Origin of the sequence: Gordonia sp. VNK1, assembly GCF_040049135.1 — a bacterium.
GTDB lineage: Bacteria > Actinomycetota > Actinomycetes > Mycobacteriales > Mycobacteriaceae > Gordonia > Gordonia oleivorans.
This window is the reverse complement of sequence record NZ_JBDZDJ010000029.1, coordinates 43,025-58,446: the sequence shown is the minus strand read 5'-3', so window position 1 is coordinate 58,446 and position 15,422 is coordinate 43,025. Positions and strand designations below refer to the sequence as shown.

The 15,422-nt window shown below is 67.2% G+C and carries 12 protein-coding genes; 7 read left to right on the top strand and 5 right to left on the bottom strand.

All coding sequences use genetic code 11. From position 1 onward, the window contains the following. Positions 1-121: 121 nt before the first annotated feature. Together ABLE94_RS24140 and ABLE94_RS24135 are read left to right on the top strand one after the other, a co-directional pair. Positions 122-487 carry a hypothetical protein gene (locus tag ABLE94_RS24140; protein WP_348810119.1) on the top strand — a complete coding sequence of 122 codons (366 nt, stop codon included), beginning with the start codon at positions 122-124 and terminating at the stop codon, positions 485-487. Then, positions 397-1,608 (top strand): HNH endonuclease signature motif containing protein, encoded by a 1,212-nt coding sequence (locus ABLE94_RS24135; protein WP_348810118.1) that lies wholly within the window; start codon positions 397-399, stop codon positions 1,606-1,608. The genes ABLE94_RS24140 and ABLE94_RS24135 overlap by 91 nt, the downstream gene beginning before the upstream one ends. A 436-nt stretch (positions 1,609-2,044) precedes the next feature. On the opposite strand, the gene ABLE94_RS24130 is transcribed toward ABLE94_RS24135, so the two are convergent. Together ABLE94_RS24130 and ABLE94_RS24125 are read right to left on the bottom strand one after the other, a co-directional pair. Continuing rightward, on the bottom strand, positions 2,045-5,341 hold the full coding sequence (locus ABLE94_RS24130) for a hypothetical protein (protein ID WP_348810117.1): 3,297 nt from the start codon (positions 5,339-5,341) through the stop codon (positions 2,045-2,047). Then, positions 5,338-6,693 carry an SWIM zinc finger family protein gene (locus ABLE94_RS24125; RefSeq protein WP_348806556.1) on the bottom strand — a complete coding sequence of 452 codons (1,356 nt, stop codon included), beginning with the start codon at positions 6,691-6,693 and terminating at the stop codon, positions 5,338-5,340. The genes ABLE94_RS24130 and ABLE94_RS24125 overlap by 4 nt, the downstream gene beginning before the upstream one ends. A gap of 276 nt (positions 6,694-6,969) precedes the next feature. On the opposite strand from ABLE94_RS24125, the gene ABLE94_RS24120 reads away from it, so the two are divergent. Together ABLE94_RS24120 and lysS are read left to right on the top strand one after the other, a co-directional pair. Next, on the top strand, positions 6,970-7,389 hold the full coding sequence (locus tag ABLE94_RS24120; protein WP_348806557.1) for a rhodanese-like domain-containing protein: 420 nt from the start codon (positions 6,970-6,972) through the stop codon (positions 7,387-7,389). Between the two features lie 63 nt (positions 7,390-7,452). Next, on the top strand, positions 7,453-8,997 hold the full coding sequence (gene lysS, locus ABLE94_RS24115) for a lysine--tRNA ligase (protein ID WP_348810116.1): 1,545 nt from the start codon (positions 7,453-7,455) through the stop codon (positions 8,995-8,997). A 15-nt stretch (positions 8,998-9,012) separates the two neighbouring features. Here the strand turns inward: lysS and ABLE94_RS24110 are convergent, their stop codons facing one another. Beyond that, on the bottom strand, positions 9,013-9,483 hold the full coding sequence (locus ABLE94_RS24110; protein ID WP_348806559.1) for a hypothetical protein: 471 nt from the start codon (positions 9,481-9,483) through the stop codon (positions 9,013-9,015). Positions 9,484-9,505: 22 nt separating this feature from the next. Next, positions 9,506-11,002: a bifunctional aminoglycoside phosphotransferase/ATP-binding protein gene (locus ABLE94_RS24105; RefSeq protein WP_348810115.1), complete on the bottom strand. Its 1,497-nt coding sequence runs from the start codon at positions 11,000-11,002 to the stop codon at positions 9,506-9,508. Positions 11,003-11,085: 83 nt separating this feature from the next. Here ABLE94_RS24105 and ABLE94_RS24100 point away from each other — a divergent pair, with 83 nt between their 5' ends. Then, positions 11,086-11,436 (top strand): DUF4259 domain-containing protein, encoded by a 351-nt coding sequence (locus tag ABLE94_RS24100; protein WP_348810114.1) that lies wholly within the window; start codon positions 11,086-11,088, stop codon positions 11,434-11,436. 296 nt (positions 11,437-11,732) lie between these two features. Here ABLE94_RS24100 and ABLE94_RS24095 read toward each other — a convergent pair whose 3' ends face one another. Further along, a complete protein-coding gene (locus tag ABLE94_RS24095; protein ID WP_348810113.1) occupies positions 11,733-13,280 on the bottom strand; it encodes a FadD3 family acyl-CoA ligase in 1,548 nt (515 codons plus the stop codon). Positions 13,281-13,322: 42 nt separating this feature from the next. Between ABLE94_RS24095 and ABLE94_RS24090 the strand changes: the two genes are divergently transcribed. After that, complete coding sequence (locus tag ABLE94_RS24090; RefSeq protein ID WP_348810112.1) at positions 13,323-14,588, top strand: acyl-CoA dehydrogenase family protein; 1,266 nt, start codon at positions 13,323-13,325, stop codon at positions 14,586-14,588. After that, complete coding sequence (locus ABLE94_RS24085) at positions 14,585-15,415, top strand: SDR family oxidoreductase (protein ID WP_348810111.1); 831 nt, start codon at positions 14,585-14,587, stop codon at positions 15,413-15,415. The genes ABLE94_RS24090 and ABLE94_RS24085 overlap by 4 nt, the downstream gene beginning before the upstream one ends. Positions 15,416-15,422: the final 7 nt, after the last annotated feature.

The window sequence follows — 15,422 nt, the reverse complement described above, 5'->3', positions numbered from 1 at the left end:
GTAGGTAACTCATTGACCACTACGCGATGGCCCACCTCCAGCCGTCACGACACGCCGCAACAGGGCGTCCTGCCGTGGCTGACGTCAGGCCCGAAACCCCACCACTCCAGGGGACTTACCCTTGTCGGCGGCGCGGATCGGGCACGCCGTGTACGACGAGATGCTGCTCTCGGGTCACATGACCAACGTTCACACCACCGGCGCCGTCGACAAGTCCGCCACCGGCAAGGTATCCACCACCCTCGGAGTGTCGGTGCCGCAAGCCACCGCGTGGATGACGCTCAGCTTCCTACTCTCAACGCTCCCGACGGTCACCGCGGCGTTCCTGGACGGTGACCACTCCCTGGAACGTATCCGCATCATCGCCGACGAGATCGCGTCCTGTCCGACGACGATGTGCGTGCGTTCGCCGAAACCCGTGCGCTGCAACTGGCCGAACGTAATCAGGCTGATACGACATTGCGGGATCAGGTCGTCGAGATGGTGATCGCGCTGGATCCCGACGGTGCCGCGGACCGTCGTGAGGAAGCGGCCGCACGTGATCAGAATGTGCGGGTGCGTCGGGATACCAACGGGCACTGCAGTATCTCCGTCTACGCCCCGGGCGAGATGGGTGCGCATCTGGCGGCGCGGATCGCGAAGATGATCAGCGAGCGGATCTGCTCGCGTGATCCGCGTCGTCAGGGTCAGGTACAGGTCGCGGCGTTCGCCGAGATCCAGGGCCTGCCGGGCGCGTACCTGTCGTGTGAGTGTGGTCGGGGTGACTGCTCGCGGGCGGTGCCGTTGCCGGAGGAGCCCAGTGGCCTGTCCGACCTCGACATCGATGTCGACTACGACGCGACTGATCTGTCCGACGATGTCGATGCTGAGTGCGGTGGGGCTGACGAGATCACTGAACCCGAGGCGGCCGACGATCCCCAGTCGGGCGCTGACGTCGCCGCCGACGTGACCGTCGATGCCGAGATGATCACCGACGACGCTGGCTGTGCGGCAACGGATACCGTCGAGGCGCAACCCGACACCGACACCGATTCGCAGTTGTCGCTGTCGTTGATCACCGATCCGTCCGGGCAGCGGGAGGCCCGGTTGGAGTACTTCGGCGTGGTGGACGACTCCCACGCCAGAGCACTGATCAGTTCGGGACAGCTCGTCACCGTCAGCGAGTTTCCGACCCTGGACATACCCACCATCAACACTGCCACCTCGCTGGATCGGATACCGGCGGCGTGGCGACGCCTCGACGATCCGTTCCCCGCGGCACCGATTGACCCGTCTGGTCATGGCGGGTATCTTCTCCCACCCTCGGGTGCGTTGACGTATCGGATACCGGGGTGGTTGCGGGAGAAGATCATCGAGTTGGATGGCACCTGCCGGTACCCGCATTGCGGACGTCCGGCCAGTGAATGTCAGATCGATCACCTGGTGAAATTCGTGCACCAGGATCCGATAACCGGCGGCTGGACTGTGGAATTCAACCTCATGCCGTTGTGCACCCCGGATCACCAAAGGAAGCACATGGGGTTGTTGCTTCCCACCATGTTGTCCGATCGGGCGGTCATCTGGCGCGACCCGGTCACCGGCGAGACCATCACCACCTATCCGCGGTAGGTCCCTACCGTCGGGTGGTGCTGCGCTGCAACCGTTTTCCAGCTCCATGTTGCGTGGTCTCGACACGCCACGGGCTCGCAAGCTCGCACGAGGCGGCTCGACCGGCGGGTGGGTGGTGCTGTGCTGTGATCGGGTTCCAGCGTCGTGTTGCGTGGTCTCGACACGCCACGGGCTCGCAAGCTCGCACGAGGCGGCTCGACCGGCGGGTGGGTGGTGCTGTGCTGCAATAGGTTCTCGGCATCGGGTTGCGTGGTCTCCTTGCGTTGAGCTCCGTCGAAACGACCTCGGCAAGCTCGGCCCGGCGGACACGCCACGGGTGCGCAAGCTCGCCCGAGGCGCCTCGACCAACGGGATGGGACGCTCGACCCGCGGATGAGTGCTCGACTTGCGGGTGGTCAACTCGATCAGCGACGTACCGTGTAGCGGGGAATCGCGCTCAGCCGAGACCACTCTCGCGATCCCGGAGGTCGCGCAGCTGACGCGCCTTGACCAATGCCGCGGACCGGCCCTTCCGTTCGGCGATCGCGTCGAGTCCTGGCCACGTCACCGTTTCGATCGGTGCCAGGCCGCGTCGGTGGGCCTCGGCGAGAAGTGATGCCACGCCGAGAGATACGTCGAGAATCCCGTTCAGCCATCGTGGCGTCGGACCATCCATGGCGCCGGCTGCGCGCACCGATTCGGTGAGGACCGGCCACAGCGTATGCAAGGTATCCGGCGACTTGTCGATGACCTTGGCGATCTTCGCCGGGCTCACATCGGGTGAGGTGAGCATCGAGCGCATGGCCAACCGAACCGAATCCGCGCCAAAGCGACCGAAGTTGATCATCCACCACACCGCGTAGGTGTCGGCGTATGAATTGCACAGGTGACTCAGTGCAATCGCCACCATCGACACCGTCAGTGGCGGTGGCGGACTCGACTTCGTCGGCGGTGAGTCGGTCTTGGACTCTCGATCACGCCAGCGGGACACTATGATTCGCTCGGAATCGGCATCCCAGTGCAGCCACGCCGAGCGAGCCGTTGCCTCGGCGATCGGGTGCTCCACACCGGATGCCTGTCCCTCGTGCTGCAGCGGGTAGAGCCAGGTGGTCGGCATCCGGAAGGTGCTTCCGGGAAACTGCGGATACGTCAGCAACACCTTCATGGCCCGCCGGGTGGTGGTGGCGCCTTCCTCCCACACCACCGTGATGGTCGCGCCGTCGTCGATGGCGGCCGGTGGCGCGATATCGGGTGACCACACGTCGTCGACGGTATAACTGCCGAATCGCGATGCGGGTGCCGCGGGCTCTGGCGGTCGCGGCGAGGTGATCATCTCCGGCAGCGTCCCGACGACCGTTCGAGCCGCGGCGACCGCGACCCCGGAACCTTTGCGAACGGCCAACTTCCGCACTCCCGGCAGTGCGAGAGAATCGGCGGGGGCGGTACCGCCCGCGACAGCGACGCGCACCGACGGCAGCAGCGCGGCGAGGGTGTCGACGACGACGTCGGTTCCACTGAACACTCGTGTCGCTTCGGCGGCCACTGCGGCGAGATCGTCGAGGATCGGCCACACGACACTGAGGAGGCCGTCGTCGGCGAGTTCCTTCAGGGCTCGTGCGAATGCGGCCACGTTCTGCGGCGTCTCGAACGAGTCCAGGAATCGGACCTCGGCCACACCGGGCCGGAGGAGTCCCCGCGCGAACGCATCGAGCACCGCCTGGTGGGCATCGGCCGCAGCGCGCGGATGCGGATCACGTTGTGCGCCAAGCATGTTGATGGATGCGCCCGGTGGTAGAGGCGAACCACGACGGGCAAGCTGACGCAGGATCTCACCTTGACCGGGGTCGGCCTCGTAGTCCCAGCCGACCGAACCCATAGCCGCGTCGCCCCATGTCGGAAACTCCCAGAACTTCCGTGAATAGCTGTATCGATCGCCGAAGCGCCCATAGAGATCGGTCAACGCGGCCGGCACATGCACATTGCCCGGATGCCACCGGCCCTGCTGCATCACCATCGCGGGCTCGGGGATCGGCTCGTCGACGTACGCACCGACGATCTCGCCCGCAGACCGCGAGTTCTGTTTCCCGCGATGGTCGACGACAGCAACACCGCTCGCCCGCAGGTCGGTCGAGAGCTCCGAGGTCACCGTTGCAAGATCCAGGCGAGTCAGTGCCAATGCCAGGTCTTCCTCGGACGCCGAAACATCATGCAGTGCATAGCTGGTCATCCGGCTCAGCAGATCGGCCGCATCGATGCGGAGATCATCCCAACTCGGCTGCGACAGCACGCACGGAATCTCGCCGAGCCGGCACACCACCGCGTAGTCGCGGGCCTGGGTGAAGCCGTAGGGCTGGTAGGCCTTTCGCGGCAGTTGCCCCTGTCGCCACTCGCTGATCCACGCCAGTCCGAGGCGTTCCGAGTCCCGCACCCCGCGAACCGCGGTGCGCGTTGCCTCGAGGTCGTCGCTTGCGCAGGTGACCGCCAACGCCAAGAACCTTTCCAGTTCAACTGAGGCGAAATCGTGCTCGGCCGAATCCATCAGTGGACGTATCGATTCGGTCAGACGATCCGGCGTCGCGGCGCCGGCATCGAAGCGGGGGACCGTCCACACCTCGGGTGTCGGGGACCACGCAACGACGTCGGACGGAGCGTCGGCGACGTCGACCGACATCTCCCAGGCCTGTGTCAGCGCCGCAAGGGATTTCACGTCGGCCGACGACGTGGCCACCTCGGCCAGTGCTGCCGACACCTCCGCGACCGTGGCGTCGTCGGGTCGTGATCGGCCCGCGAGGGCGTCGAAGATCAGGGTGCGCAGACGACGTGCCTTCACGCCGGGCACGGTGACGGCCACGAGGTCGGCGAGTAGTTCGTCGGGCCCACTGGTGAACAGCGGCAGTCCGAGTCGCTCGATGATCTCCGGTGTCCCGGTCGCCAAAGCCGGTATCCACTGCTCGGCGCGGTCGGCGATCTCGCTGTCGCTCATCGCGAGTTCGGTGGTGAGGAACTGTGCCCACGCCGCGCGATCACCGGGGCGGCGCGCGGCATCGAGACCGACGACGGCCAGATCGAGCATCTCGTCCCGGTCGATCAGCCCGCGCGAGACCCCGGCCGCGAGAGCAGGACGCAAAGGTCCCGTCATCGGTGCGCCGACTGCCACCGCCGCGCGGGCGTGTTCGGCGAAGCGGGCGACGATGTGATCGGCGGTGACGAGCGTGGGGCCGGATCGGGTGAACTCCGCGGTACTGCGGTGCAGCGCCGCGTCGGCGTAGGCGGCCCAATCGATCAGGTAATCGACGTTGTCCGGCACCGGAAGCTCGAGATCGAGGACCAGCCGCAAGGCCACGTCCGCGAACACGGTCGGCTGATGCGTCATGGCGCGCCGTGAGCTCGTGCAGACCCGGCCGATGAATTGTGTCGCGAAGGCCGTCCCGCGGTCGGAGATCACCTGGAGCAGTGCGGCGCGCGGCACCTCGAACGGCACGATGGACGCGGCCCGCCGGGCGTCGACCCCCACCCGGATGGCGAAGATCGAGAGGCGGTTCAGGTCGGCATGGCCCACCTTGCTGATCCAGGTCCACACTCCGGAGTCGTCCTGGTCGTACACCTGCAGCGGCCCGGTCGCCAGGCCGTCGCGAGCGCGGCGCCGCTGATCGTCGGTGCCGATGTCGGCGGTGGCCAGCCGGTCGTACGGCAGGTCGGGCCAACCGAGTTCGGTGAAGATCGAGACCGCGTCCTCACGGGATTGGGCGGTCATGGCCGGCCTCCTTGCATCGGGTCATCGGGGCGCATTCCGGCGGCGATCCGCGCGGCGAGCACATGTTTGCACGGACCGCGATCACCGCCGTGACGCAGATACCAGGTACAGGTGCACCGAGCCTGCGCGACAGCGGGATTCAGGTGGACCCGGTACTCGGACACTGTCCACAGATCGTCGTGCTCGTGGGTGACCGCATGCTCGGCGACGAGCTTCCGCGCCGCCCGCAACCGCGGATTGTCGCGCTCGATTCGGTTCGGATCGTCGGGCAGTTCACGATGAAACCACCTGTCCTCGTGGGCATCCCAACCGACACGCCCTGAGGCGGCGAGAACGGCGAGCGCACCTGCTGCGCGATCGGCATCGATATCGGCCTCGCGTGCCAGGCGGGCGACGTCGATGACCGGATCGAAGGCCAGCAGGACGGAAAGCATTGCGGCATCGTCGAGTACCTGATCGCCGGCTAATGCCGCCAGCAACGATCCCTCACCGGAAAACCCGCGCCACGGCTCACTGGTCAGCCCGATCGTGAGCCGCGCTCCGGGCAACGTCACCTCGAACACCGAGGGTGCACCGTCACCCCCGTCACCGACGATCGCCCGATACGCCGTCAGCCCATCGACATGAATCATCATGCGCCGCAACACATCGAGCCGGTTCATTCCGTGCACGAAGACGCCGTCGGGCACCTCCCGACGACTCACGCGGGCGCCGGTACGATCGGCGACCACCCATCCCCGTTCGGCTTTCGCCGTCGCATGCGGCAGCGTTGCGATGAACCGTCGTGCGCGGGTGCGGTCGAGGGTGAACACCGGCCGCGCACCGTGATGAAGGTGAGCGGCGTTGCCCAGGGCGCGGACCCACCGATCGGGCATGTCCACCGGACGTTCGACGGCCGTGGCCGCCATCGTCGACGCGCGTAGCCCGCCCGAACCGACGTCGAGGTGCAGGAGGTCGGTGCGCCGTACACGGCCCAGGGCGGTGCGGGTCGGCAGGTTGATATCGACGTTGGTGGTGCCGGTGCCGATCTCGCCACCGTCGAGCCCCGAGCCCAGGACGTCGAGTCGGGCGTACACCCCATTGCACGCGGAGAACACCTCGGCGCGCAGCCGGTCGCGATTCGCGGTGAGGACCGGATCGCGCTGACTGGCCGGGGTGAACTGGAAGTAGCGGGTGCCGGTGACGTCGGCGAGGGCCAGCAGTCCCTGGGCGACCACGACCGGATGGGTGGCGAATCCGTGGAAGAAGCTCGGATCGGTGTCGAGGCCGCCGGGAACCCGGGCCGGTGCGAGGGCCAGCGCCAGTCGGTCGGCCTCGAGCGTGGACGCCCCCACGAACATGCGCTCACTCATCGCCCCGCACCATATCGGACCGGCGAGGGACCACCGCGCGACGTCATTCACGGGAACGCCGAGCGACAGCTCCCCGGCGCGACTTTCACCCACCCCGAGCAAGAAACCCCATCGCCTCTGGTCACGCCGCCGCAACTGTGGCAGACTTGTCGCCGTGATCAAGAGCTGTCAGGAGTGTTGTCAGGGCTGAGCCCGCGTCGTCGTTTTTTCACGACACAGCGGTGGCCCCCTCGCCAACCCTCCCGCTCGTTTCGATCACTTTCGAGGTTTCCTCCCATGACCGCATCGGTCCAGCTTCTCGCACCTGTTTCTGCTCCCGCCCCCAGCGCTCCGCTGTCGCTGCGCATCGCCGACTACCGCGACGCTCTCGCCGCCGGCGCCACCCCCATTGACGTGCGCAGTCAGCGCAAACGCCAGGCCGACGGCGCGCTGCTCGGTGCGATCGCCGTCGACGCCGCCGAGGCGATCGACCTGCTCACCCCGGGTTCGCCGTCCGCCCTGCGTATCGCCGCCGGTGATGCCCGTTGGATTCTCGTCTCCGACGACGGCCACGAAGCCGAGTGGCTGGCCTGGCATCTGCAGGCGCGCGGCGTCCCCGGAGCGGTGTTCGTGATCGGCGGATATCGCGGTCTGCGTCGCGCCGGGATCAACGGGCAGATCAACCAGGGTGAGCTCGACGTCTTCTCCGCCCACTGACCCGCGGGTGACCCACGCGACGCAACTTGGCCGACGCCCCGACCACCGAATACCCTCACGTGCGTGAGTGACGCCCAGACATCCCAGGCCCCCGCCTCGTCGGCCGACGAGCAGACTCCCGAGCAGCTGCGTATCCGCCGGGAGAAGCGGGAGCGGATTCTCGGAGAAGGACGCGACGCCTACCCGGTGTCGATTCCGCGCACCCACAGCCTCGCCGAGATCCGCGCGACGTACCCCGACCTGGAGGCCGGCACCGAAACCGGTGAGATCGTCGGCGTCGCCGGGCGCATCATCTTCCTCCGCAACAAGGGCAAGCTGTGCTTCGCGACGCTGCAGGAGGGCGATGGGACGCAGCTGCAGGCGATGATCTCCTTCAACGGTGTCGGCGAGGATTCCCTGGCCCGATGGAAGGCCGAAACAGATCTCGGGGACATCGTCTTCGTCCACGGCGAGGTGATCAGCTCCCGCACCGGCGAGCTGTCGGTGATGGCCGACTCCTGGGAGATGGCCTCCAAGGCGCTGCGTCCGCTGCCGGTCGCGCACAAGGACATGAACGAGGAGACCCGCGTCCGGCAACGCTACGTCGACCTCATCATGCGTCCCGAGGCCCGGCAGATCGCCCGCACCCGCATCGCGGTGATCTCCGAACTGCGCAAGGCCCTCGACCGCCGTGACTTCCTCGAGGTCGAGACCCCGATGCTGCAGACCCTGCACGGCGGTGCCGCGGCGCGCCCGTTCACCACGCGCTCCAACGCCTTCGACATCGACCTGTTCCTGCGGATCGCGCCGGAACTGTTCCTCAAGCGCTGCATCGTCGGCGGAATCGAGCGGGTCTTCGAGATCAACCGCAACTTCCGCAACGAGGGCGCCGACTCCACCCACTCGCCGGAATTCGCGATGCTGGAGACCTATCAGGCCTACGGCACCTACGACGACGCCGCGGTGATGACCCGCGAACTCGTGCAGGAAGTGGCGCAGGGCGCGCTCGGCACGCTCACCCCGACGATGCCCGACGGCTCGGTATACGACCTGTCCGGTGAGTGGACGCCGCTGTCGATGTACCCGTCCCTGTCGGAAGCCCTCGGCGAACAGATCGTGCCGATGAGTGACTCCGGCGGCACCAGCGTCGACGAACTGCTGGCGATCGCCGCCCGTGTCGGCCTGGAGATCCCCAAGGACAAGGGCTACGGGCACGGCAAGCTCGTTGAAGAACTGTGGGAACACATGGTGGGCCAACACCTTTCGCAGCCCGTCTTCGTGCGCGACTTCCCGGTCGAGACGTCACCGCTGGTGCGCGCCCACCGCAGCATCCCCGGCGTGGTGGAGAAGTGGGATCTCTACGTCCGCGGCTTCGAATTGGCCACCGGCTACTCCGAACTCGTCGACCCGATCATCCAGCGGGAACGTTTCGTCGACCAGGCGCGCCTCGCCGCAGCCGGCGACGACGAGGCGATGGTCCTCGACGAAGAGTTCTTGGCCGCAATGGAATACGGCATGCCGCCGACCGCCGGCACCGGCATGGGCATCGACCGGCTGCTGATGGCGCTCACCGGTCTCGGCATTCGCGAGACCATCCTGTTCCCGTTGGTGAAGCCGCTGCGGGACTGAGCCTGCGAGAGCGGTTCAGAACCTGCTCAGCAGCCGACGGGCGGTGAACACCGTCCCGCCGATGCCGAAAAGCAGTGCCAGCAACCCGATCCCGGCGGTCTGGATGATGTGCTCGGTGCGGGTACGACCCCGCGTCGGAGTCATCACGACCGGGTCATCCGGGCCGATGGTCTCGCGGTCGGCCGCGTAGCCGTCGGGTGCCTCGAAGGACAACTCGTCCGGCAGCGTTGGTGACGGGACAGCGGGCAGCGTGACCGTCGTCGGGGTCAGGAGAAGGTCAGGGCTGTTGCGGCCCTGCGAAACACACCGGTCGCCGGCGCCCATCGAGGTGCCGGCGCACTCATCGGGGTCGGCAAGCATCATGATGCCGAAGACGATCCCGAACACCGACCCGATCGCGATCGCGATCGAGCGCAACGTCCCGATCGAATCTGCCTTTCCCGGCTGTGCCTGTCCCGCCTCTGCTTGTTCGTTACCCCGACCCACCAGTCAGTTGTGTCACATCCGTTCACCGCGACGCAAATACGTCGCGTACCGCGTCGACCGAATCGCCGACGCGGTGCCACCGCTCGTCCGGTGTTTCCAAGGTCCGGGTTTGTCGCCGCGCCACGTCGGCAGTGGCGTCGGATGCATCCGGACCGCGATGCTCGATGCGTGAGATACGTTCGCTCTCGGGGAGTTCCAGCCATACTCCGGTGAATACGCAGCCCGCGTGCTCGGCCACATCGGCGATCGCCTCGGATTGCGTGCGCCGCCCGAACACCGCGTCGGCGATGACGCTCATCCCGTTCGCGAGGTCAAGGCCCGCCAGCCGAAACACCTCGGTGTAGACGCCGGCCCGCGCCTCGTCGGTGTAGGCCGAGCGGGGCAGCGGCTCGTCGACGGCCACCCCGGCGAGCCGTTTGCGGAGCACGTCGGTGCGCAGAATCCGCGCACCCGGGGCCGGTGCGAGATCACCGCCGACGGCCCGCGCCACCGTCGACTTCCCGGTACCCGACCCGCCGCCGATCGCGACGAGCCGCGGTGCGACGGGTTCGGTAAAGCCCAGCGCCAGAGCAAGATACGAGTTGGCCCGATCGGCGGCACCCTCGGCGGCGGCGACATGTGCACGGACCGTCGCCCGCACACCGAGGATCAGCGGCAGCAGTGCGAAGCCGTCCTCATCGTCGGCGGAGAGATCGAGGTAGGCGTTGATGACGACGTTGGCCTCATGCCGTAACCCGCGGGCCCACAGATCCATCACCAGGAAGCCGATGTCGTAGAGCACGTCGGTGGTGGCCATCTCGGCGTCGAATTCCAGGCAGTCGAACGGAATTGGCTCGCCGTCGACGACGGCGATGTTGCCCAGATGCAGATCACCATGCCCGTGCCGGACGCGCCCGGCCCGTGCGCGAGCGTCCATCAGGTCGGCGTGCGCGGCGATCATGGCGGTCAAACGGTCGGTGAGTTGTTGTGCCAGTGCGGGTTCCAGGATCTCGGGGAACACCGACATACTCGCCAGATTTCCGTCGACGACCTCCTGCAATCGGGTTGCGCCGTGCGGATCGTCGGACACCTGTGCGTCGCGGTGCATGTCGACGACGCGTGCGGCGAGGTTCTGCAGCAGGCGGTCATCGAGGGCTCCGGCGTCGGCCTGCCGGCTGAGCAGGGCATCGTCGGCGAAACGCGTCATCTCGAGAACCCAGTCGACGGTCTCACCGGGCCCATCCAGTGACGCCGATCCGTCGTCGGCGCGCCGCAGTGCGTGCAGTCCGAGGTAGATGTCGGGAGCGGTGCGGCGATTGAGGTCGAGTTCGGCGGCGAGGGCGTCGTGTCGCAGGTCGGAGGTGGAGAAGTCGAAGTAGCGCAACCGAACCGGCCGCTTGAGCTTCCATGCGCGATCGCCGTTGAGCAGGATGGTCGCGCCGTGCGTGTCGATACGGGTGGTGGGCGCAGCGGGGTCGAGGGCACCGGTCTGGGCCAGCAGGTCGGTGCTCTGGGTCTCACGGGTCCGCGCGGAAGTCACGCGTCAAGCACATCACAGGTGGGGGAGGTCGGCTAGATGACGCGTAAGGGCTCGGCCAACGCTCATTGGTAGCGTCGCTACTCATGGGGACGTGGGCTGCTGGACCGTTCGGCAACGACAAGGCGCTCGACTTCGTCGGTGACGTGGTGGATCAGCTGACCGAGCCGATCGCCGAGTTCCTGGAGTCGCCGTCGATCGACGAGACCTTCGACGAAGCGTTCGCCGCCCTAGCCCCGCTCAACGAGGTGATGGCACGTACGCCCGTTCGGCCGTGGGGTGGTGACGGTCCGTCGGCCGGCGATCTCCGCGTGACGTTCCTGCGGTGCTATGACGACCAGGTCGGTGACATGGGCGCGGGCGAGCAGTTCTCGCCCGATCAGCGGGCTGCGCTGGTCGCCGAACTCGACCGGTATGCCGGGCTCCACGGCGGATGACTGAAGTCGTCCCCGTCAGCGGTTCTCACTGGAAATAGCCGGTGAGCTCGCCTCACGGAGACGTTTGTGGGCATTCCTCGTCGGCACCGCGCTGGCACCAACTCCAGTGTGAGGCATGCGAGATACGCACGGGCATAAGGGATCAAGACCGACTGCGTCGAGCAACGCCTCGCTGCTCGACATGCCAAAAGTGGGGGAAGAATCTTCTTCCCCCACCTGTTGCTTCCTTCCCCAGCAGTTTCGTGCCGACGAGACGATTTCCGGGGGAGGAACGTTCTTCCCCCACTTTCAGCCGCTCACGCCAACTCCCGTTTGAGGATCTTCCCCGCGGCGTTGCGCGGGAACGCGTCGACGAACACCACCGAGCGCGGCACCTTGAAGTTCGCGAGATACTCACGCGCATAAGCGATCACACCGTCCTCGTCGAGGTCGGCGTCATCGCGGACGGTGAGATAGGCCCGCCCCACCTCACCGAGACGTTCGTCGGGCACCCCGATCACCGCGGATTCGGTCACCCCGTCGAGTCGGGCGAGGGTCTGCTCGATCTCGGCGGGATAGACGTTGAAGCCGCCGCAGATGTACATGTCCTTCAGGCGGTCGGTGATCTTGAGGTTGCCGCGCTCATCGATGGTGCCGATGTCGCCGGTGTGCAACCAGCCGTCGGCGTCGACGGTCTCCGCGGTGGCCTGCTCGTTGTCGAGGTAGCCGCGCATCACCATCTTCCCGCGGGCGAGGACCTCGCCCTTATCCGACAGTGCGATCTCCATCCCCGCAAACGCCCGGCCGCAGGTGTTGGCGACGGTCTCGTCGTCGTCATCGGGGGTGCAGGTCGAGACGAATCCACTGGCCTCGGTCAGGCCGTACGCGGTGATGACGGTGTCGACGCCGAGATCGGCCTGGATCCGTTCGATCAGGACGACCGGCACGATGGCCGCGCCGGTCACCACCAGCCGCAGCGATGAGAGGTCGAGGCCGTCGCGGGCCGGATCGTCGAGGATGGTCTGGAAGATCGTCGGTGCCCCGGGGAACACGGTGATGCGCTGGGCAGCAACCTGTTTCATCGCCTCACTCGGTAAGTAGACGGCCAGCGGATACATGGTGGTGCCGAACAGGGTGCACGGCAGGATGCCGGCCTTGTAACCGAAGGTGTGGAAGTACGGGTTGACCATCAGATAGCGGTCATCGGGGGAGAGTCGGCCGTTGGCGCCCCAGGCATGTGAGCCGGCGAGAGTCTGCTGATGTTCGGCCAGAACACCTTTCGACTTTCCGGTGGTGCCCGAGGTGAACAGAATGTCGGAGATGTCGTCGGGCGCAACCGCTTCGGCTCGGCGTCGTGCCTCCGCCCGGGTCTCGTCGGTGGTGCGGGCCAGGAAGGCGTCCCAGTCCGCAACTCCGTCGAGGGGTTCAGCGCCGGCCGAGAGCGGAATCCGCACGACCACCTGGGGAAGCGCTGCGGCGTGATCCCGGATCAGGTCCGCGGCATGATCCGACCCGAGGAACTCGCCTGACACGAACACCGCCCGAGCGTCGGACCGTTCGATGACGTCGATGGCCTCGCTCGCGGTATAGCGCGTGTTCAACGGAACCAGCACCGCGCCCGCGTGATGGACGCCGAGTGCGGCGACCGGCCAGTGATGACTGTTGGGTGACCACAGTGCCACCCGATCGCCCGGCCGGATGCCCGACGCGATCAGCGCGGCGGCGACGTCGATGACCCGCTCCCGCAATTGTGCCCACGTGAGCTCGACGGGCGTGCTCCACTGGGTATCGACCAGGGCCGGACGATCCGGCCACGACGTGGCGGCCCGCGTCAGCGCGGCGGGGGTCGTCGAGACGCTCTCCATCGTCCCAACCTAGCACTTGCTTGGTGGGCTATGCTAGCGATCATGACCTCGATCAATCTGGCCGACAGATCTCTGGATCTGGGCGAATGGGCAGCTCAGACGCCCGACGCCACCAGGATCTTCGCCGAGGCGGTCCGCGACTGGCTGACCGAGAACCTCGTCGGCGACTTCGCCGACCTCCGGGGCCGCGGCGGGCCGGGCAGCGAGCACGAGTTCTTCGCAGAGCGACTCGAATGGGACCGACACCTCGCTCGCGCCGGCTGGACCTGCCTGGGCTGGCCGACCCGCCACGGCGGTCGCGGCGCCACCCTCGAGCAGCGGATCATCTTCCATCGGGAGTACGCCCGAGCCAACGCGCCCGCCCGCGTCAATCACCTCGGCGAGGAACTCCTCGGCCCGACACTCATCGAATACGGAACGCCCGAGCAGAAGCGGCGTCTCCTGCCGGGCATCGTCGACGTCACCGAACTCTGGGCGCAGGGATACTCCGAGCCGGGCGCCGGATCGGACCTCGCGGGCGTGTCGACGTCGGCGCGACTCGGCGACGACGGCCGCTGGCATCTCAACGGCCAGAAGATCTGGACCTCCCTCGCCCACGTCGCGCAGTGGGTCTTCGTCATCGCGCGCAGCGAACCCGGCTCCAGTCGACACCACGGACTGAGCTTCCTGCTGGTCCCGCTCGACCAACCGGGAATCACGGTCCGACCCATCCAACAGCTGACCGGCACATCGGAATTCAACGAGGTGTTCTTCGACGACGCCGTCACCGACGCCGATCTCATCGTCGGCGAGCCCGGCCAGGGCTGGTCGGTCGCGATGGGGCTGCTGCAGTTCGAACGCGGCGTGTCCACGCTCGGTCAACAGGTGGGCTTCGCCCGCGAACTCGAGTCCATCACCGAAATCGCCCGCACCAACGGCGCCATCGACAATCCGGAGATCGCCACCCGACTGGTCCGCGCCGACATCGGCCTGAAAGTGATGCGGGCCCACGCGCAGCGCACCCTCGATGGTGACGTCGTGTCCCAGGCGGGTGCGGCGTCGGTGGCAAAACTGTTGTGGGCCAACTGGCATCGCGATCTCGGTGCACTCGGCATGGACGTCGTCGGTGCGCCGTCACTCATCGGTCCCGGCGCCACCGTCGAAGGCCGACCCAACGACATCACCGACCCCGAACACGTCGAACTCGACGAATGGCAACGACTGTTCCTGTTCACCCGCGCCGACACCATCTACGGCGGGTCGAATGAGGTGCAGCGCAACATCATCGCCGAGCGAGTCCTCGGCCTACCGCGGGAGGCACGCGCATGACGGTATCCGACACCCAGGCCGCCCAGACCGGCCGATCGCCACTGGCCGATCCGCCGGCGGAGACACCCGGGCACGGACTCCTGTTGGGCCGCAAGGTGGTTGTCACCGCGGCCGCCGGAACCGGCATCGGCTTCGCCACCGCTCGGCGTGCGTTGCTCGAGGGCGCCGACGTCCTCATCAGCGACTGGCATGAACGTCGCCTCGCGGAGGCGCACGACAAACTGGCCGGTGAGTTCACCGACCAGACCGTCGCCCAGGCGCCGTGCGATGTCTCCGACACTGACCAGGTGGACGCGCTGATCACCCGCGCCGCAGACGAACTCGGCCGGATCGACGTCCTGGTCAACAACGCCGGACTCGGTGGTGAGACGCCGGTCGCCGACATGACCGACGACCAATGGGACCGCGTCCTCGACATCACTCTCAACGGAACGTTCCGTGCCACCCGCGCCGCACTGCGCTACTTCCGCGCCGTCGAACACGGCGGCGTGATCGTCAACAACGCCTCCGTCCTCGGGTGGCGCGCCCAACGCGGCCAGGCCCACTACGCCGCGGCCAAGGCCGGGGTGATGGCACTGACCCGTTGTGCCGCAGTCGAAGCCGCCGACTTCGGGGTACGCATCAACGCCGTCGCCCCGTCCATCGCCAAGCATCCGTTCCTCGCGAAGGTCACCAGCGATGACCTTCTCGACGAACTCGCCTCCCGCGAGGCCTACGGCCGCGCCGCGGAGGTATGGGAGGTCGCGGCCACCATCGCGATGCTCGCCAGCGACTACACCACGTACCTGACCGGCGAGGTGGTCTCCATCTCCAGCCAGCGCGCCTGAGCGCAAC